The 19,715-nt window shown below is 34.8% G+C and carries 21 protein-coding genes; 19 read left to right on the top strand and 2 right to left on the bottom strand.

Annotated features, from left to right (window positions below):
• Nucleotides 1-7: 7 nt before the first annotated feature.
• The 15 genes from ACHZDT_RS15955 (at nt 8) to ACHZDT_RS16025 (ending at nt 13,327) form a co-directional block, all read left to right on the top strand.
• Nucleotides 8-931 carry a hypothetical protein gene (locus ACHZDT_RS15955; protein ID WP_394775614.1) on the top strand — a complete coding sequence of 308 codons (924 nt, stop codon included), beginning with the start codon at nt 8-10 and terminating at the stop codon, nt 929-931.
• Nucleotides 921-2,288 carry an ATP-binding protein gene (locus tag ACHZDT_RS15960; RefSeq protein WP_394775615.1) on the top strand — a complete coding sequence of 456 codons (1,368 nt, stop codon included), beginning with the start codon at nt 921-923 and terminating at the stop codon, nt 2,286-2,288. Before ACHZDT_RS15955 ends, ACHZDT_RS15960 begins: the two co-directional genes overlap by 11 nt.
• A 7-nt stretch (nt 2,289-2,295) precedes the next feature.
• Nucleotides 2,296-2,841 (top strand): hypothetical protein, encoded by a 546-nt coding sequence (locus ACHZDT_RS15965; protein ID WP_394775616.1) that lies wholly within the window; start codon nt 2,296-2,298, stop codon nt 2,839-2,841.
• A gap of 172 nt (nt 2,842-3,013) precedes the next feature.
• Nucleotides 3,014-3,652, top strand: a complete 639-nt coding sequence (locus ACHZDT_RS15970; RefSeq protein ID WP_394775617.1) for a GH25 family lysozyme — start codon at nt 3,014-3,016, stop codon at nt 3,650-3,652.
• Between the two features lie 39 nt (nt 3,653-3,691).
• Nucleotides 3,692-5,053, top strand: coding sequence for a hypothetical protein (locus ACHZDT_RS15975; RefSeq protein WP_394775618.1), 1,362 nt, complete (start codon nt 3,692-3,694; stop codon nt 5,051-5,053).
• 32 nt (nt 5,054-5,085) lie between these two features.
• Nucleotides 5,086-5,886, top strand: a complete 801-nt coding sequence (locus ACHZDT_RS15980; RefSeq protein WP_394775619.1) for a DUF4157 domain-containing protein — start codon at nt 5,086-5,088, stop codon at nt 5,884-5,886.
• A 45-nt stretch (nt 5,887-5,931) separates the two neighbouring features.
• The gene (locus tag ACHZDT_RS15985) at nt 5,932-6,840 is read left to right on the top strand and encodes a hypothetical protein (RefSeq protein ID WP_394775620.1); all 909 of its coding nucleotides are present in this window, start codon (nt 5,932-5,934) and stop codon (nt 6,838-6,840) included.
• Between the two features lie 105 nt (nt 6,841-6,945).
• Nucleotides 6,946-8,073, top strand: a complete 1,128-nt coding sequence (locus tag ACHZDT_RS15990) for an NAD(P)/FAD-dependent oxidoreductase (protein ID WP_394775621.1) — start codon at nt 6,946-6,948, stop codon at nt 8,071-8,073.
• On the top strand, nt 8,074-8,787 hold the full coding sequence (locus ACHZDT_RS15995; RefSeq protein ID WP_394775622.1) for a methyltransferase domain-containing protein: 714 nt from the start codon (nt 8,074-8,076) through the stop codon (nt 8,785-8,787).
• A complete protein-coding gene (locus tag ACHZDT_RS16000; RefSeq protein WP_394775623.1) occupies nt 8,784-9,836 on the top strand; it encodes a type III polyketide synthase in 1,053 nt (350 codons plus the stop codon). Before ACHZDT_RS15995 ends, ACHZDT_RS16000 begins: the two co-directional genes overlap by 4 nt.
• A gap of 266 nt (nt 9,837-10,102) precedes the next feature.
• Nucleotides 10,103-10,540, top strand: coding sequence for a 3-hydroxyacyl-ACP dehydratase FabZ family protein (locus tag ACHZDT_RS16005; RefSeq protein WP_394775624.1), 438 nt, complete (start codon nt 10,103-10,105; stop codon nt 10,538-10,540).
• Nucleotides 10,537-11,811: a beta-ketoacyl-[acyl-carrier-protein] synthase family protein gene (locus ACHZDT_RS16010; protein ID WP_394775625.1), complete on the top strand. Its 1,275-nt coding sequence runs from the start codon at nt 10,537-10,539 to the stop codon at nt 11,809-11,811. The genes ACHZDT_RS16005 and ACHZDT_RS16010 overlap by 4 nt, the downstream gene beginning before the upstream one ends.
• Nucleotides 11,812-11,815: 4 nt before the next feature.
• Nucleotides 11,816-12,070, top strand: a complete 255-nt coding sequence (locus ACHZDT_RS16015) for an acyl carrier protein (RefSeq protein WP_394775626.1) — start codon at nt 11,816-11,818, stop codon at nt 12,068-12,070.
• Entirely contained in the window at nt 12,067-12,576 is a 510-nt protein-coding gene (locus ACHZDT_RS16020) for a 4'-phosphopantetheinyl transferase superfamily protein (RefSeq protein ID WP_394775627.1), read from the top strand. The genes ACHZDT_RS16015 and ACHZDT_RS16020 overlap by 4 nt, the downstream gene beginning before the upstream one ends.
• Before the next feature lie 364 nt (nt 12,577-12,940).
• Nucleotides 12,941-13,327 (top strand): response regulator, encoded by a 387-nt coding sequence (locus ACHZDT_RS16025; protein ID WP_394775628.1) that lies wholly within the window; start codon nt 12,941-12,943, stop codon nt 13,325-13,327.
• 52 nt (nt 13,328-13,379) lie between these two features.
• On the opposite strand, the gene ACHZDT_RS16030 is transcribed toward ACHZDT_RS16025, so the two are convergent.
• The gene (locus ACHZDT_RS16030; protein WP_394775629.1) at nt 13,380-13,637 is read right to left on the bottom strand and encodes a hypothetical protein; all 258 of its coding nucleotides are present in this window, start codon (nt 13,635-13,637) and stop codon (nt 13,380-13,382) included.
• A gap of 177 nt (nt 13,638-13,814) precedes the next feature.
• Between ACHZDT_RS16030 and ACHZDT_RS16035 the strand changes: the two genes are divergently transcribed.
• A complete protein-coding gene (locus ACHZDT_RS16035) occupies nt 13,815-17,096 on the top strand; it encodes a CheR family methyltransferase (RefSeq protein WP_394775630.1) in 3,282 nt (1,093 codons plus the stop codon).
• A gap of 35 nt (nt 17,097-17,131) precedes the next feature.
• Here ACHZDT_RS16035 and ACHZDT_RS16040 read toward each other — a convergent pair whose 3' ends face one another.
• Nucleotides 17,132-17,593, bottom strand: a complete 462-nt coding sequence (locus tag ACHZDT_RS16040; protein WP_394775631.1) for a response regulator — start codon at nt 17,591-17,593, stop codon at nt 17,132-17,134.
• A gap of 912 nt (nt 17,594-18,505) precedes the next feature.
• On the opposite strand from ACHZDT_RS16040, the gene ACHZDT_RS16045 reads away from it, so the two are divergent.
• The 3 genes from ACHZDT_RS16045 (at nt 18,506) to ACHZDT_RS16055 (ending at nt 19,618) form a co-directional block, all read left to right on the top strand.
• Nucleotides 18,506-18,631 carry a hypothetical protein gene (locus ACHZDT_RS16045; protein WP_394775632.1) on the top strand — a complete coding sequence of 42 codons (126 nt, stop codon included), beginning with the start codon at nt 18,506-18,508 and terminating at the stop codon, nt 18,629-18,631.
• An 18-nt stretch (nt 18,632-18,649) separates the two neighbouring features.
• Nucleotides 18,650-19,171 carry a hypothetical protein gene (locus tag ACHZDT_RS16050; RefSeq protein ID WP_394775633.1) on the top strand — a complete coding sequence of 174 codons (522 nt, stop codon included), beginning with the start codon at nt 18,650-18,652 and terminating at the stop codon, nt 19,169-19,171.
• Nucleotides 19,172-19,285: 114 nt separating this feature from the next.
• Entirely contained in the window at nt 19,286-19,618 is a 333-nt protein-coding gene (locus ACHZDT_RS16055; protein WP_394775634.1) for a hypothetical protein, read from the top strand.
• The last annotated feature ends 97 nt before the right edge of the window (nt 19,619-19,715 follow it).

A 19,715-nucleotide genomic window follows, 5' to 3' on the forward strand; every position in this document is an offset into this window, starting at 1 on the left:
TATTGCTATGGATCATACTTATAAAAATTTTTACAGACAATTTTATTTAAAAACGGGAGGTTTTATTCCTACTAAACCTTTGAATAAAAATCTTTTTCCGGGCGATTATTTCCAAATTAAAAATGGCGAAATAGTGCTTTTAGGAAACGTATATCGCAATAGTATTGTACCTCAACATGATATTGATTTAAGTGATATTATTACGCTGAACGCTTCAAACTGGAATTTTAGTGAAGGAATTTCAAAACCTTATTCCGGACGGGGATATGGAAATAATGCTATGGAAGGTCAGTTTGAATTTAGCAAACAGATACTTTCGTTTGCCAATAACGGCAGTTTTATTTTTAGGGCTGAAGAACCGGAATCGATAAAAATTAATAACTGGAACGAAATTCAGCAGCAATTAATTATAAAAATGACGCAGACTTTATTTGCCTTTCGCGAGTTGTATATCGTTACAGAAAGCGCGACGGCAAACTGCACCACTTTAGCAATTGCAGGCGCAGAAAATGCTGAGCTTGAATTGGCAAGTGATACGGAAAACTTTGGATTAGTGGATATTTTTGGAAATGAAAACACGAAAACAATCCAATCTAAGGATATTGAATATTACCATCGCGAAACCAAAAGGAAACCTGCTTATTTTAAGGCTAAAAAATTAGTGGTGCAGGAGGATAAACTCGCTTATTTTATAAGTGATTTTATCAATAAGGACAATAATGGCGGTGAATGGATTGATACTTTTTTTAATTCGAATTTTCACAATGATATCGATTATAATTCGCAAATGATTATGCAAAATGCGCAAGGTTATTTTCTGGATATGCTGCAATCAAATGAATTAAATCCAAATACGGCTTTGCTGTATTTTAAATGGGTCGATGCGAATTTAGACGATGTTGAAAAACTATTTGCAAGTTATGGAGACTAATCACGAAATCCTTGTTTTGTATAATGAAATGGATTGGTTACAAAAGGTAATAGATCAGGTTATTTGCAGTTATTTGCTTCAGGAAGGTCATGAAAATCAATGGCAGGATATTCCGTTACCGGAAGTAAATGAGGAAACTAAAGATAGTATTTATTATAAACAACTGGACGAATGGAATCTTAATCTCTACGAAAGACTTTGCCTTGCTTTGATTATTGCGCCTCAGATAAAACCTGAAGTCCTGGATATTTTTTTTAGTAAAAATGCAATGTACGATCGTGGTTTCACTGAATTTGGCGGTGTAATTAATAAAAACCACAGCGGATTTTTACCAACGGGGCAAACGTTTTCATTTTTGATTACGGCGGTGAATCCGGAGTTACGAATCGAAATGCTGAATGTGCTTAATCCTGCTAATATACTATCGAAAGAACAGGTTTTAATGATGGAAAGTACGGAATCAAATGTTCCGGTTTTAAATCAGATTCTGTCTATTAATGAGCGCTGGTTATATTATTTCATCACCGGAAATTTGCCTAAACTGGAACATAGCGTTTCGTTTCCGGCACAACAAATTTCGACTAATTTAGATTGGTCAGACTTGGTTTTAGAAGATCAGGTGATGCAACAAGTAATGGAAATTAACGCCTGGCTTAATCACGGAGAAACGCTAATGAAGGACTGGGGACTTGAAAGCAAGATAAAACCGGGATATCGAACGCTTTTTTACGGACCGCCGGGAACCGGAAAAACTCTTACGGCTTCTTTATTAGGAAAAAGTACAAACAGAGACGTTTACAGAGTTGATCTTTCTATGATTGTGTCAAAATATATTGGTGAAACCGAAAAAAATCTTTCTAAAATATTTGATGTTGCACAACATAAGGACTGGATTTTGTTTTTTGATGAAGCCGATGCGCTTTTCGGGAAAAGAACCACCGCATCATCATCAAATGACAGGCATGCGAACCAGCAAACGGGTTATTTATTACAAAGAATTGAGGATTTTCCGGGTGTTGTAATATTAGCCTCGAATTTAAAGGAAAATATGGACGAGGCTTTTTCAAGAAGATTTCAGTCGATGATTCATTTTACGATGCCAACCACGGAGGAAAGAATTCAATTATGGGAAAAAGCTTTCTCCGGAAAATGCAAACTGAATCCTGAGATTGATCTTGAAAGTATTGCCGAAAATTATGAACTCGCCGGAGGTGCGATTATCAATGTTTTGAGATATTGTGCCTTAATAGCTATTCAGAAAAATGAAACAATGGCTAGTTATCAGGATCTTCTGGAAGGGATTAGACGTGAATTTAAAAAGGAAAACAAAACGCTGAGTATTTCACAAATGTATTGATCTTGTTATGAAAAAAATTGAAAACGCAACTCAAAATTTAATTTCTAAAAAGCATTTATATCCTCATAAAGCTGAATTGGAAATTGGGGAATGGAAAAAACATTTCGATTTTTATTATGTCAATACCATCATTGCAATGGCTTTAAATCATTGTATAAAAAACCATGAACTTATTGTAAACGGGTATTTAATTACAAAAAACAGTCTGTATTTAATTGCTACATCACACGAAAAATCGATAGACTCAGCACTACAAAAATTAGAAATGCATATTACTTTTTTACTGAAAATAAATCCGCAGAAATTAAAAAAGAATAAATATGAAATCGCATTTGTAGTTGATGATGAAGATGTTTTTTATGCAGTTCGAGGGGCGTTATTTGAAATACATCCGTTAAAAAATAATTATTTAATTAGCCTTTTAACGGGAAAAAAAGTAACGCTTCCGTATTTTAATCCGGAGCTTGAAAATTTAAAATCGATGATTAAAAATCATCCATTTTGTTCGGTGATTGATTATTCCGGCGCTATTGGACCTGTTCAGTTTCTTTAGAAATAATTTACAGTTTCAGTCTCGGTTTTGAGTTTAAATAGTTAGGCCGTTAAACCTAACAGGTTTTAAAAACCTGTTAGGTTTGCCAACGTTAAAAAAAAACACAGCATTTATAGATAAAATCTAGTTTTTGAATTCACAGAAATAAAAATTTAACTAATTAAATAAAAAAATGACCACAACAGCAACTAATAATTTTAGTGTATTTGGAATTGATATTTCGAGATATCAGGGTAATGAAATCAATTTTTTGAACAAGCAAGTTGACAAACTTACTTTCATCATCTGTAAAGCTACGGAAGGAATTACGTACACAGATTCGAGTTTTAAAACCAACTGGCCGGCGATTCAGGCAAAAGGATATGTTCGCGGTGCGTATCATTTTTATCATTGTGATGATGATCCGGCGAAACAAGTTGCCAATTATTTGGGCGTTATGGGAACATTTTCAGCTGCCGACTTTCCTCCTATTGTTGACTTTGAAGAAACCAGTATTGATACCGGTGTTAATAAAGCCAGTATTCAGCCCAATTTATTGAGTTTCCTAACGCTTTTAGAACAAAAAACAGGACGAAAACCTCTTATTTATACAGACAATAATACGGCAAACGCTTATTTAACTAATCCCGCTTTTGCAAGTTACAGTTTATGGATTGCTAATTATAATCCGACTCTAAAAATCCCTAATGTCTGGAAAAACTGGACGATCTGGCAACAAACTCAAAATTACAAACTAAACGGGCAGCTTAATGATTATGATGTTTTTAATGGTGATAGTAATGCTTTTGCAAGTTTTATTCAGTCGAGTTAAAATCTGAAAATAAAGTCATTTAATTAAAAAGAGAAGAAAATGGCACACGAGGAAAGAGTATTCAAAAATAAAATAATAGTAACTGCCGCAAATAGTAACGGCGGTACTGCTGCTATTCAGTTAAAAGACAATCGAAAGCCTTCTGTTGTTCAGCAAAAACTTCATCAGAACAATGAACCTGCGCAGTTTGGTTTTATTCCTATTCAAAAAAAAGCAAATAATATTGCTTTGTCAGATAAAACACTACAATTAAGAGTAAGTGCTAATCGTAAAGGTGGTTTTAAAAGTTCATTAACCGGACAGGTTTACGATACTGAAAGAGAAGCACATGAAGCAGAAGATGCACATGAAGCAGAACGTCTCCGAGTGCAACAGGAAGATAATCCACAAGTAGACTTTCAGTTCCAGCCACCGCCAGAAGGTGCTCCTATAGTACCTCAAACACCAATTTCCGGAGCATTATTACAACATCCGGTTCACTTTGGTCCTATAATTACTACCGGAGGAGATGTCACAGGGCAACAAGCTAATTCTGTGGCGGCAACTCAAGCAATTCCGCCTACTCAACAAACGGCATTCAGCGCACGAAATACCCACGCAATGGTTCTTTCTGATGGTCTTGACGGAATTCATGTTCATAATCATACAGGTGAAAGTACTCCGGTAAGCAACATTTCATATGCTACGCATCCTGTACCCCAATTTCACCAAACTCACGGATTTATGCAAGGGGCGCCACCGGAACATGTTACGCTGCCAGATGCAAGAAGGAGTGCTCATGCAGAAGCTCTTGCGGTTAATAGTGATGCCTATAGATCATCTGTAAAAAGAAATGCAGACGATATGAATATGATGGGAGAAGCAATGGGTTATGATCCAGAAGTGGGTGTTGGAGACGAATCTGATGAGCAATTTCAAAACACAGTAAATTTTCTTTCAGGAGTGCCTGTCAGCAGTAATATCGCCATTAACAGAGCATCATGCGGACAAAGAGGTAATAGTGGTCATAAAGGTGGATGTAATCAGGAAATGGCGGAAACGGGAGAACAATATCCTGAAATGTTAGCTGAACATATGGATCCACAACTGGCCTATCTTGCCACGCAAACAGGTATGGCAAGTTTTGGAGTGTCAGCAGCTGGTCCGTATAAACATCAGGGCAATCCGGCGCTAATGACCCAAAGTGGTGTAAATGTAAGTATGAATAACTCTTTTAACTGGAATACAAGACAACCAAAACCCATATCCGAAAAACAGCAAAAGTATGAAGCAACATCACGGGTAATAAAGGAGAAAAGAAAAAACAAAGTGAAGGGAAAATTTGCGCCTCCAAGTTTTCATCCTTATAAAAAACAAGATCCGCCACCACCACCGCCATCTGGTGAGGGAATTCCTGTATAATTACAATTAAAAAAAACAAAATCAATCGAGCTATGGAAAATTCATATGATAATAAAAAAAGCTTAAAAGCACAATCTGCTGCGAATTTGAATACTAAAATTATTCAGAATAAAGCAATTGAACTTCAGGATAATCGTCCTGCTTCTATTCTGCAAAAAAAAGCGAACAATAGCGGATTACCCGAAAATTTAAAATCAGGATTAGAAAATCTTTCCGGTCATTCTCTGGATGATGTAAAAGTGCATTATAACTCAGGCAAACCTGCTCAACTTCAGGCTCACGCTTATGCACAAGGAACGGACATTCATATTGCAAGCGGCCAGGAAAAACATTTACCGCATGAAGCCTGGCATGTTGTGCAACAAAAACAAGGACGCGTAAAACCTACTTTGCAAATGAAGGGTAAAGTTAATGTTAATGATGATAAAGGTTTAGAAAAAGAAGCTGATGTTATGGGTGCAAAAGCCCTGACCGTACAACGAAAAGAAAACGCGACAGCACATAATTCAGGATGTGGATGTGCGGGTTGTTCATCACAATCAATTCAAATGAAAAGCCCGGATTTAGTACAGAGGCAAAAAAAAGATGTTATTCAATTAATATGTAAACATGGGAAAATAAAAAATTGCAAGTCTTGTCAACAAAGTGCTGATGATCGGAATGTTAACAAATTAGGTACCTATCAGACTCCTCACAAAAATGCAAAAAAACAACAGGAAAGAGAGGATGCGGTAAAAGGTTATAAAGGAGCAATCGCGCACGGATCTGGCAACAGCGGTTCAAAACAGAGTAATAAGATGACTCAAATACTAAAAAAAGCTAACGGAAAATAAATAAGCCAATTTTTGTAAAAACTATATTTAATTAAGACTGTATATATGACATATCAACTTCAAAGGAAACCGCAACAAGATCATCAAACAATTGCTGCAATTAATCGTGAGAGTTCAAATGGACGGACTTTGATTGACAACCGTATTAGTTCAATTATACAAAGAAAGCAGTTTAATACTACTTCTGCGCAAGCTTTGGTTTCTCTTAAATCGGCAATCCCGCAAAGTCAGGATGTTGTTCAAAGAGTAAAAAACTTTCAGCCGGCAACAAAAATACAATCAGGAAAGGTTACAGATCGCGCACACGCCTTAACCGGAATCACAAAAATCAAACTTCTGGGCAAACGCCATCCCGTAAATTCTAAAAAAGCACAACAAATGTTTGGGAAAAGCGGTGTTGTTGATCCTAAAAAATTCAACCGCTTTTTTCACGGACATAAAGCTATGGATGAAATGATGAGTACTGCCGTAACCCTTGCGCACGCTCATACGCTTCATCAACAAGGTCAATTTGATGCTGCCGAAGATTTAGTAAGTCTTTCGGATAATGCGCGTTTCCCAACATCGCATATGGGGCATAATGTTCCGGGTTCACAGTTTCAGCATCCCACATCTGTAAATACACAAACTTATGGAAGCCGCGGACAGGCGCATGGTACTTTTGACCGTGACAGAGCTCAACAGGTTTTAGCAGAACAAGATCCTGTCAACGCTCTCAAAACCGGAATTGCATATTCTATGAATTTTGGCGCGCAACCTCCTTATGCAAAAAACAGCCTCACAAAATTTAAAACTGCGAAAGAAATCGAAGAAGCGGACAAGGCGCACAATCTCCGCGAAGATTACAAGGATTTTGTACGCGACGGAAGAGGTCCAGAAGTAGACAGTGATGAGGAATGGAATCCCGGAAAACATAAAGGAAGATCTGTAAGTCCGCCACGTAAGAGAAGATAATTTCAAAACTCTTTTATAATTTGCATTTTCTTTTTTTTCCAAAATCAAAAATAAACTTAATATTCCCATCGTTATTATTTGAGATTTAATGCTTAAATTGGTAATATGGAAAAACAAACAGATGTAATAATTATTGGCGGAGGACTTGCGGGTTTGACTTCGGCTATACATCTGTCTCAAAAAGGATTAAAAATAACTTTGATCGAGAAATCCGAATATCCTAAACATAAAGTCTGCGGTGAATATATTTCGAATGAGATTCTCCCCTATTTGCTTTGGCTTAACGCCGATGTTTCGGAACTAAATCCCACTACTATCTCTAAATTTGAGTTTACATCAAATAATGGAAAAATTGCAACTGCAAAACTTCCGTTAGGTGGCTTTGGCGTAAGCCGATATGAACTCGATAATTTTTTATATCAAAAAGTAATCGCTCAAAATTGTACTGTTATTAAAGAAAATGTTACTGATGTTTCATTTAGCAACGATATGTTTACGGTTACAACTCCTGACCAAAATTTATCGGCAAAAATAGTATTGGGCGCTTTTGGCAAACGATCAAATATCGATCAGGTTTTAGAGCGGGATTTTATTACTAAAAAATCACCGTGGCTGGCTGTAAAAGCACATTATTCAGGAGATTTTGATAATGATCTTGTGGCATTACACAATTTTAAAGGCGGTTATTGCGGCGTTTCTAAAGTAGAAAATAACAGCATTAATATTTGTTATCTGGCGGATTATGCCACTTTTAAACAATATAAAAACATTGAGGATTATCAGCTTAATGTATTGTATAAAAACAAACATCTTAAAACTGTTTTTGAAAATAGTACGCTTCTTTTTGATAAACCTATTACGATCAGCCAAATTTCTTTTGATAAAAAACAGCCTGTCGAAAATCATATTTTAATGATTGGCGATACGGCGGGACTTATTCATCCGCTTTGTGGTAACGGAATGGCAATGGCAATTCACAGCGCAAAAATAGCTTCAGAATTAATCCTCGATTATTACTCGGATAAAAAAATATCGCGCGAATTATTAGAAAAAAATTATACCAAACAATGGAATATCCATTTTGGGAAAAGATTATTTATGGGCAGGATTCTGGCGAAAATCCTAACTCATAAAACCATTACTAATGTACTTTTTGCCATTGTAGCATCATTTCCGGGAATATTGCCCGGAATTATCAAACAAACGCACGGCAAACCTATAGCAATCAATTAAATGGCATTAAGCACAAAATACAGAACACAGGAAACTGAAATAATGGACGATTTTTCTCTTGAGGGGAAAGAATTACAAGATGCATTAGATAAAATTGCGCGTATTAATCAGTTATTGGGCGGAAACAAACTCACGCTTCACGGCATAAAAAGATTATTGAATAAAACAGATACTCAAAAAACAATTGTAATTGCAGACATTGGTTGTGGCAATGGCGATATGTTGCGAATGCTGGCAGATTACGGTCAAAAAAATAAGCTGAATTTTAAACTTATAGGCGTTGATGCGAATGAGTTTACAATAAATTATGCCAAAAAATTATCAACCGAATATCCTAATATTGAGTATATCTGCGTGGATATTTTTAGCGAAGGTTTTACTCAGATTAAATACGATATTGTTCTTTGTACGCTAACATTACACCATTTTACTAATGATGAAATATTAAATATAATTACTATCTTTAATAATAATGCTACCATTGGGATCGTAATTAACGATTTGCATCGCAGTAAATTAGCATACAGGCTTTTTAAAATGATTGGTATTATTTTTAATTTAAATAGAATGTCGCGTGAGGACGGATTGGTTTCTATTTTAAGAGGATTTAAGAAAAACGAATTAGAAAGCTTCTCAAAAAAACTGAATTTTAAAAACTATACCATAAACTGGAAATGGGCTTTTCGTTACCAATGGATAATTGCTAAAAAATGAGTGTAAAAATTATAACAGTTGCAAAGCAACTCCCAAAATATTCCCGTGAAACGGCTGATATTCTACCAATGCTGGAAGGATGGCTTCACGGACAAGACGAACGTTTTATTAAAAAAGTAAAAAAGATTTTTGAAGGCGCCGCTGTTGACAAACGCTATTCTATCATGGATCCTGCCGAAGTTTTTACAGCCACATCATTTGAAGATAAAAACGATATTTATAGTCTGGAAGTGATTATTTTAGGCGAACAAGTATTAGAAAAAGCCCTTGAAAAAGCAGATTGGAATCCGCAATCGCTGGATTATATAATTACCGTAAGTTGTACGGGAATAATGATTCCGTCATTAGACGCATATCTTATCAATAAAATGAAATTGCGACAAGATATTGTGCGTCTTCCCGTGACCGAAATGGGTTGTGCTGCGGGAATATCAGGTATTATATATGCCAAGAATTTCCTGAAAGCAAATCCCGGAAAACGTGCTGCGGTAATTGCGGTTGAATCTCCTACGGCAACATTTCAGCTTGATGATTTTTCGATGCCCAATATTGTCAGCGCGGCAATTTTTGGTGATGGAGCCGCATGTTGTCTGCTATCATCGTATGAAGACGATAATGGTCCTGAAATCATAAATGAAGAAATGTATCATTTTTATGATGCAGAACATATGATGGGATTTAAACTTACGAATTCTGGATTGCAAATGGTTTTGGATATTGAAGTTCCGGACACGATTGCGTCACATTTTGGAGATATAATTCACCCATTTCTCAAAAAAAACAATTTAGAAATCAAAGATATCGATCATATGATTTTTCATCCCGGCGGAAAAAAAATTGTAACCACAGTCGAAGCGCTTTTTTCAGGATTAGGAAAAAATATTAATGCCACAAAAGAGGTTCTTAAACAATATGGTAATATGTCGAGCGCCACAGTTTTATATGTTTTAGAAAGTATTATGGATGAAAATCCAAAAGCAGGCGAAAAAGGATTAATGCTTAGTTTTGGTCCGGGATTTTCGGCACAACGGGTTTTATTACAATGGTAATTATGTAGAAAAATCTATTGAATTGAATTATTTGCATATAAAATTGTACACGGATTTTGCCGATTCGCTATTGCCAAAACGCAGATAAAAACAGATTTTTAATCATTGATATTTATTTAATTAAGAAAAAAAGTTGTGTTTATCCCCGTCTTTACAAAGTAAATCCGTTTTATCTGCATTCAATTAAAGCTGATTGTATGTGAACTATTTTAAATTTATTATAACAACATATTTACCAAAAAATCAACCGGTTAAATAAAAAAATTATGGAACTGACCAGTATTATAGCACAATTGCCTTACAGCAAACCCTTTTTATTTGTAGATGAATTGTTGCATGCAGATGAAAACGGCGTGAGCGGAACGTATACTTTTAAGGAAGATCTTGATTTTTATAAAGGTCATTTTAAGAATAATCCCGTAACTCCGGGCGTAATCCTGACAGAAACTATGGCGCAGATTGGTATGGTTTGTCTTGGAATTTATTTGCTTGGCGATAAATTTAATAAAGAAACCGTAATTGCTTTTACATCGGCAGATATGCAGTTTTTAAAACCTGTTTATCCTAACGAAAAAGTAACGGTAACATCTCAAAAATCATTTTTCAGGTTTGGAAAATTAAAATGTGATGTAATTATGACAAACGAAGCCGGACAAGAAGTCTGCAAAGGAATTTTAGCGGGTATGATTACAAATAAACTATGAAAAAACGAGTTGTCATAACGGGTTTAGGCGTAGCGGCTCCAAATGGGGTTGGAATTCCTGCGTTTACACAAGCCTTAAAAAATGGCGAATCAGGAATCAGGCACGATACGCAATTGCAGGAATTACAATTTTCCTGTCAGATTGCGGGTCAGCCACAAATATCTGATGAACTTAAATCCCAATATTTTACAGAACTTGAATTACGGGGTTTTAACAGCACCGGAATTTTATATGGCGTTATTGCAGGAATTGAAGCCTGGAAAAATGCGGGATTGCCTATAGAAAATAATGAAAATCCGGATTGGGAAAGCGGAACTATTTTTGGATCAGGAACATCAGGAATCGATAAATTTCGCGAAAGCATTTATAAAATAGACGAATTACAAGTCCGCCGACTTGGAAGTACTGTTGTCGCACAAACCATGAATAGTGGCGTAAGTGCGTATCTGGGCGGAAAACTGGGTCTTGGCAATCAGGTTACTACAAACTCATCTGCCTGCGCAACAGGAACCGAAGCTATTATGATGGCGTTTGATCGGATTCAATCCGGACAGGCAAAACGAATTTTAGCCGGAAGTACGGGCGATAGCGGACCTTATATTTGGGCTGGATTTGATGCTTTGCGCGTTTGCAGTTCAAAATATAACGATAATCCGGAGCAAGGATCACGACCTATGAGCGGTTCTGCAGCAGGATTTGTTCCCGGAAGCGGTGCCGGAGCTTTAATTATCGAAGAATTAGAAACTGCGTTAGAACGCGGAGCCACTATTTATGCCGAAATATTAGGCGGAAATGTAAACTCTGGCGGACAACGCGGCAACGGAAGTATGACGGCACCAAATAGTACCGCCGTTCAGCGTTGTATTACCGGCGCGATAAACAATGCAGGAATTGCCGCAACTGAAATTGACGCGATAAACGGACATTTAACGGCAACGACAAAAGACAGTCTCGAAATTGAAAACTGGACAAAAGCATTGGGATTAAGTGGTGCTGATTTCCCGTATATCAATTCCTTAAAAAGTATGACGGGACATTGCCTGAGCGCCGCCGGAAGTATTGAAAGTGTTGCCACGGTTTTACAGCTTCACGAAGGTTTTATATTTGGAAACACAAATTGTGAAGATCTTCATCCTGAAATTACCGCTTTAATTGATCCCATAAAAGTGCCTTTAAAAACAATAAATAATAATCCTGGTATTATTGCCAAAGCAAGTTTTGGTTTTGGTGATGTAAATGCCTGTATCATTTTTAAAAAATTTCAAAAATAATTATATGAACAAAGAAGAACTTATTGCTCAGCTAAAAGTAATTATAAAGCCGTACACAACAAATACGGAAGCTTATGACAATCTTACCGAAGAAACAGATTTTATTAACGATTTAAGTATAAACTCGGCCAATCTGGTTGATATTGTGCTGGATATCGAAGAATCTTTTGATGTTGTAATCGATAATACAGATATGGAACGTATGCTTGACGTAAAAACTGCGGTAGAAATTATAGGGACAAAACTTGCCGAAAAATGATTGGTAATGATGTCATAGATATCATACAATCACGCAGGGAAAGTGATTGGCAGCGAAAAGGTTATCTCCAAAAAATCTTTACAAGCCAGGAACAAATACTGATTTCAAATGCACCAGATCCTGAAATAATGGTCTGGCTGCTTTGGAGCATGAAAGAAGCGGCGTATAAAATTTATAACCGCCAAACCAAAATCAGAGCGTATATTCCTCAAAAATTGATTTGCTCAGTCATATCGCTACATCACGATTATAGTATTGGTACCGTCAATTGTGAGGGGAATATCTACTATACAAAAACAATTATTTCTCCAGAAACTCTTCATACAATTGCTGTAAAATCTTTAGAGGATTTAAAAAAAGTGATTGAAATCGAAAATAAAGACATTATTAAGGACAATAATGGGATTCCGTATTTAACTTTGTTCCATTCAAATACATTTCAGGACGTTTCTATTAGTCATCACGGCAGATTTCAAAAAGTGGTAACCATTCAATCCTCTTTTTAAAAATATTTAAGATTTTTCCTCTGTTTATATATTTTTAAAAAACTCCCAGAATATTAAAACATGGGAATTATATAAATAAAAAACGAAATTATATAAATGTAAGATTAGTGATGACTTTACATTTATAAAAATTAATTTATTTATGTCTTAATTTCTCTACAATTTCTTAACAAAGGCTTGTTTTGTCGTGACAAGCCTTTTTTAACCCTTACAATCAAATAACTATGAAAAAAATCTTACTATTGCTCTTGTATCTTTTAATATACTGCAAATAACTTTATGGAGACTTATCAATCCTGTTAGTTATCCTATTCAAACATTTAGTATCCCCCTTTACACCCGAACAATACAAATAATTACGATCATGAAATATAAAAATATCCTGCAAATTGATGACGATTATGATGATTGTGATTTTTTTTTAGAAGCTCTTGAAGAAGTTTCTACTGCCGCTTATACTGCAATTCATAACCCTATACAAGCTTTACACCAACTTAGCAATAACGAAATTCATCCTGATCTTATTTTTCTTGATATCAATATGCCCATTATGACAGGAATAGAACTATTAGAGGAAATCAAGAAAAAAGATACCATAAGTGATATACCTATTATTATATTTTCGACTTCGATAACAACCGAAATAAAAAATAAAATTAAACTTCTGGGTGCTGCTGATTATTATACAAAGCCAAATGATTTTGGTAAATTAAAAACCCTTCTAAAAGATCTGATACTAAAAAAGACCTGATTTACAGGTCTTTTGGTAGTAATAGAAAAGCAACTTTATGGTTCCAAAAACATTAATTTGGTGTTGTTGGACTTGTTGAAACAGAATCTCTACGAGTTGTAGTACTTGTACTTTTCTTTTTAGTCATAGGATCTTTTTGTGTTTCTGACTTATGAGTCGTTGATTTTTTTTCAGTCCCTGTTTTAGTAGTACGATTATGAGTAATCGTATCAGACTGCGTTTTTGTCTTTTTACTCGACTTAGGAGTTTCCTGCGCAGTGGCAAAACTTACGATGCCAATCATGGCAATTGTTACAAATAAATTTTTCATAATATTGATTTTTAAGTAATTAAACATTCTTAAATTGTTATATCACAAATTTTAAAAACATTCAAAACAAAAATTTACATTTTTAAGAATAACTTCTTACAATATTTCCATTTTCACTAATTCCTTACTTTTAATACTAAAAAGACTTCTTATCTTTGACTTAAATAAATAACATACATGAAACTTCCTGAAACCAAAGAACCACAAAAAACAAAACAGGATTTTCCCGTAGTCGGCATTGGAGCATCTGCCGGTGGATTAGATGCTTTCAAAAAATTACTTCGGGAAATCCCTAAAGATTCCGGTATGGCATATGTGATCGTACAGCATTTATCGCCTGAACATTCCAGTAATTTAACCGAAATACTATCGCAATACACAGAAATTCCGGTTCACGAGATTATCAACGATATTAATCTTGCTCCTGACCATATATATGTGATTCCGGAGAATAACAATTTAATTGCCGAAGACGGAGTTCTAAAATTACACACAAGAACCCGTGCCGAACGTAAAAATGCTACAATAGATATTTTCTTTGACTCACTGGCTCAAATTCATACCACATTTGCAATAGGTGTAATTTTATCCGGAACTGCTTTTGACGGAACGTACGGTTTAAAAAAAATAAAAGAACTTGGCGGTTCAACAATTGCACAAGATCCTGATACAGCAGCTTTTAAAGGAATGCCACAAAGTGCTATTGATGCCGATGTCGCAGATTTTGTACTGGCTCCGGAAGCTATACCGGAACAACTATTGCAAATACATAAAAGCTATACCATTAATTATGCTTATACCGAAGAAGAGCATATTCCTAAAGGTGAAGAAGAAACTTTGCAGCAAATCCTGAATCTTGTTTTTTTAAGAACAGGAAATGATTTTCGTCATTACAAACAACCAACAATCAGAAGAAGAATTGCCAGAAGAATGGTGGTTGTTCGCAGGGAAACACTTCAGGATTATTATAATTTATTACGAAATGATAAAGCCGAACAGGGAGCATTATTCAATGATTTCCTGATTCCGGTTACGTACTTTTTTCGTGATACTAAATTTTTTGACTCTTTACCAAGTATTATATTTCCGCAATTAATTCAAAATACGGTAAACAATAATCTGCGCATTTGGGTTGCAGGATGTGCGACTGGTGAAGAAGCGTATTCACTTGCGATCAGCATTCATGAATATCTGGTTGAAAAAAGTAATAAAGATATAAAGGTTCAAATTTTTGCTTCGGATCTTTCCGAAAAATGTATTGCACAAGCACGAGCAGCCATTTACTCTGCTCAGGATATCCAACACGTTTCTCCGTCAAGGCTTCAAAATTATTTTACAAAACGTGATGGGCATTATCACATCAATAAAGTAATCCGTGACTTGTGTATTTTTGCGGTACACAACTTTATTAAAGATCCGCCTTTTGCGACAATTGATCTTATTTCATGCAGAAATGTCCTGATTTATTTTGATCCGTTTTTACAGAATAAAGTTTTGAGTTCCTTTCATTATTCCCTTAAGGAAAAAGGAATATTGTTTCTTGGAAAATCTGAAACGATTGTCAACGCGCCCAATTTATTTGATCCGTTAGGGAAACAAATAAAAATATATACCCGCAAGTTTGCTGCAACCCGTTATGTTCCGGAAGCATTCAAGCCTGCCAATATTAATTCACGGGAGAAAACAGATCTTGAAGATAAAAAAACATTGCCTGAAACTGATTTCAGAAAAATTGCATCAGATATTTTATTCCTAAAATATACTCCTGCAAGCGTTATTATAAACGACCATCTTGAAATTGTTCATTTTCACGGAGATACAAGTTCGTTTTTATTGCCATCACCGGGAAAACCAAATTTTAATATTTTAAAAATGGCTCGTGAAGGGATTAGCTTTGAACTTCGCAACGCAATTTTGAAAGTAAAAAAAGATAAAAAAAGTGTATTAAAAGATAATATTACCGTTAAGGATCAATCCTATCTTGCCTCTTTTGAGGTGGTTTCTATCCCGAATGATGAGGAACATTTTATGGTTCTTTTTTATAAAAAACCGCTTCCTGATCAGGATGAAGATCTGAAATCAAAACGAAAAAAGACAGATCTGATTCGTATTGATGAACTTGAAAATGAATTAGCTCAATTACGCGAAGATATCAAGCGTGTAACCGAGGAACAGCAAACAGCGTTTGAAGAATTACAAACCACAAACGAAGAATTATTAAGCAGCAGTGAAGAATTGCAGGCGATGAATGAGGAACTGGAAACATCAACAGAAGAACTTCAGTCGAATAATGAAGAATTAATGTGCGTAAACGATGAATTACTGGATCGTCAGGAACAATTGATTTCGATGAGAAATTATTCTGAATCGATTTTTAAAACCATTCGCGAACCTTTATTAATTATCGATAAAGACTTTTTTGTAAAAAGTGCCAATCCGTCTTTTTATAAATATTTTGAAACTACCGATAAGGAAACCGAAGGTTATTCGTTATTCGAAATAGGTGATTGCCAATGGGATATTCCCGAATTCAGGAATTTGATTACCAAAATGCTGGGTGAAAAAACATCTATAGAAGATTTTAAAGTCGATACAACCTGCAAAGGAATTGGCAAAAAAATTATGATGGTGAATGCGCGACGAATTATTGATGCTAAACCCACCGGAATGATTTTACTGGCGTTAGAAGATATTACTGATATAATTGCTGCTAATGAATTACTGACCATAAAAAATGCAGAGCTGGAAACCCACAACGAACAATTAGAAACGTTTAGCGCTGCAGCAAGCCATGATTTACAGGAACCGCTGCGTAAAATTCATATGTTTTGCAAACGTGTTATTGATAACGAACCGGATATATCCGAAAACAGTAAACACAATCTGGAACGAATGTTATTTGCAGTGACCAATATGAGTCAGTTAATTGCTGACCTGATTGAATATTCGCGCATTAACTTTATAGAAAAAGAATTCAAAAAAACAGATTTGAATCTGCTTTTGAAAAAAACGCTTTCGGATATAAAAGATACAGTTCTGGAAAAAAATGCTGTAATAACAGTTTTGCCTTTTCCTCAATTAGAAATAATTCCGTATCAAATCCAGCAGCTTTTTCACAATCTGATTCTAAACGCTATAAAATATACCAAAGAAGGCGTAATTCCAGAAATCAAAATAGATACGCAACAACCATCTACAGATGAAATACTAGAAATTGGTGGAAATAAGGAACTCAATTATGTAAAAATCTGCGTTACGGATAACGGAATTGGTTTTGATCAACAATATGCAGAAAAAATATTTAATCCGTTTTTTAGATTACATAATAACGACCAATATAACGGCAGCGGCCTTGGATTAACACTTGTCAAGAAAATTGTTTTAAATCATGAAGGATTTATACAAGTAAGCAGTAAAATTAATCATGGCACTACATTTTGTATTTATTTGCCTTTATAATCAAAAAAAAAGATACCAAAATGGTATCTTTTTTTTTACTCTTTAATTGTAACTGCCTTAATCTCTATTTTATTATACTGGGCAATTGATGTTGGTTCACTCCAATAATCGATAATTGTTTTTATAACTTCCTTAAATTTTTTATAATCAAAAGGTTTTACAAAATAGCTGTGAGTGGGCAAAGAATACGGATCTATTACAAAACTCTGTTCAAAAAGTGTCGTAAAAAACAGGTACGGACAATTGAACAGCGTTCCTACTCCATTATCATCTGTATTCGTTTCCATCACCTTATAATTGATCACATTCAGCAATACAATATCTGAGAAAACCAAAAATGGCTTAATTTGATGACGAATCATATAATTGCAAGCTGTTTCGGCAGTATTAAAATAAATAATAGGATTGTCATAGTTTAATTCCGAAAATATTTCAATAAATAACTTACGATCTTCCTGTTTATTCTCTATTATTACAATGGGTCCTTTTTTATTCATGGTCAATCATTTTAAAATTCCTATTCATAATGTGAGTTTTAAACCCTCAAAATTCTATGTAAATATTTCAAAATTTAGCCAAAAACTACTTACAAAATCTTCTGTTGCGCTTATATAATTTTCATTTGGGAATTTTTATTGTTAATATTTTAAATTATTGCCCACGGGTTTTACGGATTAAACTGGTTTGCACAGGTTTTTTTTTATTCTGTGTATTTTTTGCCACTCCCGATGGCTATCGGGATTCTAGAATCTGGACGAATTAAATTATTGCCCGCGGGTTTTGCGGATTTTTGTCATCCGAGGAACGAGGAATCTCATTAAGTAGCTCCGCACAGATAAGTGACAATCTTTGTCGAGTTCTGCGCATTTTGTCATTCCGAGGAACGAGGAATCTCATTAAGTAGCTCGACAATGTGAAATAACCTTTTGCGGAGTTTCTTGCGTTTCCTTCGACTCCGCTCAGGATGACACTCTTTGTCAAAATAAAAATCTGCAAAATCTGCAAAATCTGCGAGAAATAAAAACCCAAATCGGTTATAAAAAAGATTTGTTTAATATAGAAATCTGGATGATAATGACTGTGGTTGTTTTATGTAAAATGAAAGTTTCTTTTACCCTGGTTTAAAACTTTGACAAAGATTTGTGGCAACAAAAAGAATTCGTGAAAATTCGTGAAATTCGTGGCAAACATTTTTTAATCATTTTAATCATGTCAATCTGTGGCTATTATTATAATCTCAGTTAATTCATTACTAGCAAAAAACTAATATGCTGATAATTATATAAGTACTCGTTTAAATTTTATAATTAAATATGATATGTTCAGACTAATTTTAACTTAATCTTTTAGCATTCAATTAAATGAATGTACAGATTACTTTACTATTTATTAATTTAATATCTAATATTATGAACACTTCAAACCAAAAAAACAGCGGCACTACAGGTGCAAAATCCTCAGACAAAAAAACAAGTACTTCTAAAGGTACTGAAAAGTCTAGCGATACTAAAAAATCGACAGGAAACAAAAAGTAAACCTTTAAATCATTACATATGATAACAGGAAACAACAACGGAAATTACGGTCGGGAAGACCGTAATTTTTATCATCCGGAAGACGATATCCGTCAAAACTCTGATAAAAGAGAAAATGATATTTATGCTGCAAATCAAAACAATAATGAAAGTTATGTAGATGAATATCAAAAAAGTATTGACGAAGGTTTTTCTGATGATGATCAAATTTTAAATGACGACGAAGATTTCACTGCGGAAGAAGAGGAAGAGGATTTAGACGATGAATTCTCAAACGCTTTAGACCGTGATACCTTTGAAGAAGATGAAGATCTCGATGAAGGTTTTGACGAAAACGATAATCTGGACGAAGATCTTGATGAAGATGATGATCTGGACGAAAGCGATTTAGATGATGATCTTGTTGAAGATTATGACGAAAATGATCGTGAACCGGACAGTTTAACCAGTAATAATTCAAGAGACGAACTGGATCGGGAATATGATATTGATCAGGATCTTGAAGAAAAAGATCCCGTAAATAATCCCAGAAAGTTTTAAGCGCTTTGCTTTATAAAATAAACCATTCGCTGCGGCAATGGTTTATTTTATTTTAACTCAAATCCCATATTACTTTTTAACCACAAATTATAAAGCTATAAAAAACAATTACTTATGGATATTTATATTTTTATACAGCTCCTGATAGTTTCAATTGCAGCAACATCAGCAATGACATTATTTAGTTATGCGGCATCGGCGAGTTTTCGCGAATTGTACAAAGAACCTGTTTTACTCACCTTTATGCTCACCAAATTAAATATTGAAGTACAACCCAAAGCAAAAGCTACTTTAGCGTGGTTACTGCATTATTTTATAGGCCTGTTATTTGTACTTGCCTATTATTATTTATGGATAAAGGACATTTTGCCGGTTTCGTTTAAGCGGCTTTTTATTGGGGTTTGTCAGCGGAATAATTGGCATTATTGGCTGGATGATTATGTTTAAATTAAGCAATCATCAACCTCAAATCGATTTCAAAGGTTATTATTTTCAGTTGCTTCTCGCCCATATTATTTTCGGACTTGTTGCAACCGTTGTTTAC

Origin of the sequence: Flavobacterium sp., from assembly GCF_043722275.1 — a bacterium.
In the GTDB taxonomy this organism is placed as follows: Bacteria; Bacteroidota; Bacteroidia; order Flavobacteriales; family Flavobacteriaceae; genus Flavobacterium.

Coding starts and splice junctions, on each gene's coding strand:
- ACHZDT_RS15965 (WP_394775616.1), top strand. CDS start 2,296: ATGAAAAAAATTGAAAACGCAACTCAAAATTTAATTTCTAAAAAGCAT.
- ACHZDT_RS16040 (WP_394775631.1), bottom strand. CDS start 17,593: ATGAATAAAAAAGGACCCATTGTAATAATAGAGAATAAACAGGAAGAT.
- ACHZDT_RS16025 (WP_394775628.1), top strand. CDS start 12,941: ATGAAATATAAAAATATCCTGCAAATTGATGACGATTATGATGATTGT.
- ACHZDT_RS16050 (WP_394775633.1), top strand. CDS start 18,650: ATGATAACAGGAAACAACAACGGAAATTACGGTCGGGAAGACCGTAAT.
- ACHZDT_RS16045 (WP_394775632.1), top strand. CDS start 18,506: ATGAACACTTCAAACCAAAAAAACAGCGGCACTACAGGTGCAAAATCC.
- ACHZDT_RS16030 (WP_394775629.1), bottom strand. CDS start 13,637: ATGAAAAATTTATTTGTAACAATTGCCATGATTGGCATCGTAAGTTTT.
- ACHZDT_RS16010 (WP_394775625.1), top strand. CDS start 10,537: ATGAAAAAACGAGTTGTCATAACGGGTTTAGGCGTAGCGGCTCCAAAT.
- ACHZDT_RS15980 (WP_394775619.1), top strand. CDS start 5,086: ATGGAAAATTCATATGATAATAAAAAAAGCTTAAAAGCACAATCTGCT.
- ACHZDT_RS16020 (WP_394775627.1), top strand. CDS start 12,067: ATGATTGGTAATGATGTCATAGATATCATACAATCACGCAGGGAAAGT.
- ACHZDT_RS15990 (WP_394775621.1), top strand. CDS start 6,946: ATGGAAAAACAAACAGATGTAATAATTATTGGCGGAGGACTTGCGGGT.
- ACHZDT_RS15960 (WP_394775615.1), top strand. CDS start 921: ATGGAGACTAATCACGAAATCCTTGTTTTGTATAATGAAATGGATTGG.
- ACHZDT_RS16015 (WP_394775626.1), top strand. CDS start 11,816: ATGAACAAAGAAGAACTTATTGCTCAGCTAAAAGTAATTATAAAGCCG.
- ACHZDT_RS15985 (WP_394775620.1), top strand. CDS start 5,932: ATGACATATCAACTTCAAAGGAAACCGCAACAAGATCATCAAACAATT.
- ACHZDT_RS15975 (WP_394775618.1), top strand. CDS start 3,692: ATGGCACACGAGGAAAGAGTATTCAAAAATAAAATAATAGTAACTGCC.
- ACHZDT_RS16035 (WP_394775630.1), top strand. CDS start 13,815: ATGAAACTTCCTGAAACCAAAGAACCACAAAAAACAAAACAGGATTTT.
- ACHZDT_RS15970 (WP_394775617.1), top strand. CDS start 3,014: ATGACCACAACAGCAACTAATAATTTTAGTGTATTTGGAATTGATATT.
- ACHZDT_RS15955 (WP_394775614.1), top strand. CDS start 8: ATGGATCATACTTATAAAAATTTTTACAGACAATTTTATTTAAAAACG.
- ACHZDT_RS15995 (WP_394775622.1), top strand. CDS start 8,074: ATGGCATTAAGCACAAAATACAGAACACAGGAAACTGAAATAATGGAC.
- ACHZDT_RS16005 (WP_394775624.1), top strand. CDS start 10,103: ATGGAACTGACCAGTATTATAGCACAATTGCCTTACAGCAAACCCTTT.
- ACHZDT_RS16055 (WP_394775634.1), top strand. CDS start 19,286: ATGGATATTTATATTTTTATACAGCTCCTGATAGTTTCAATTGCAGCA.
- ACHZDT_RS16000 (WP_394775623.1), top strand. CDS start 8,784: ATGAGTGTAAAAATTATAACAGTTGCAAAGCAACTCCCAAAATATTCC.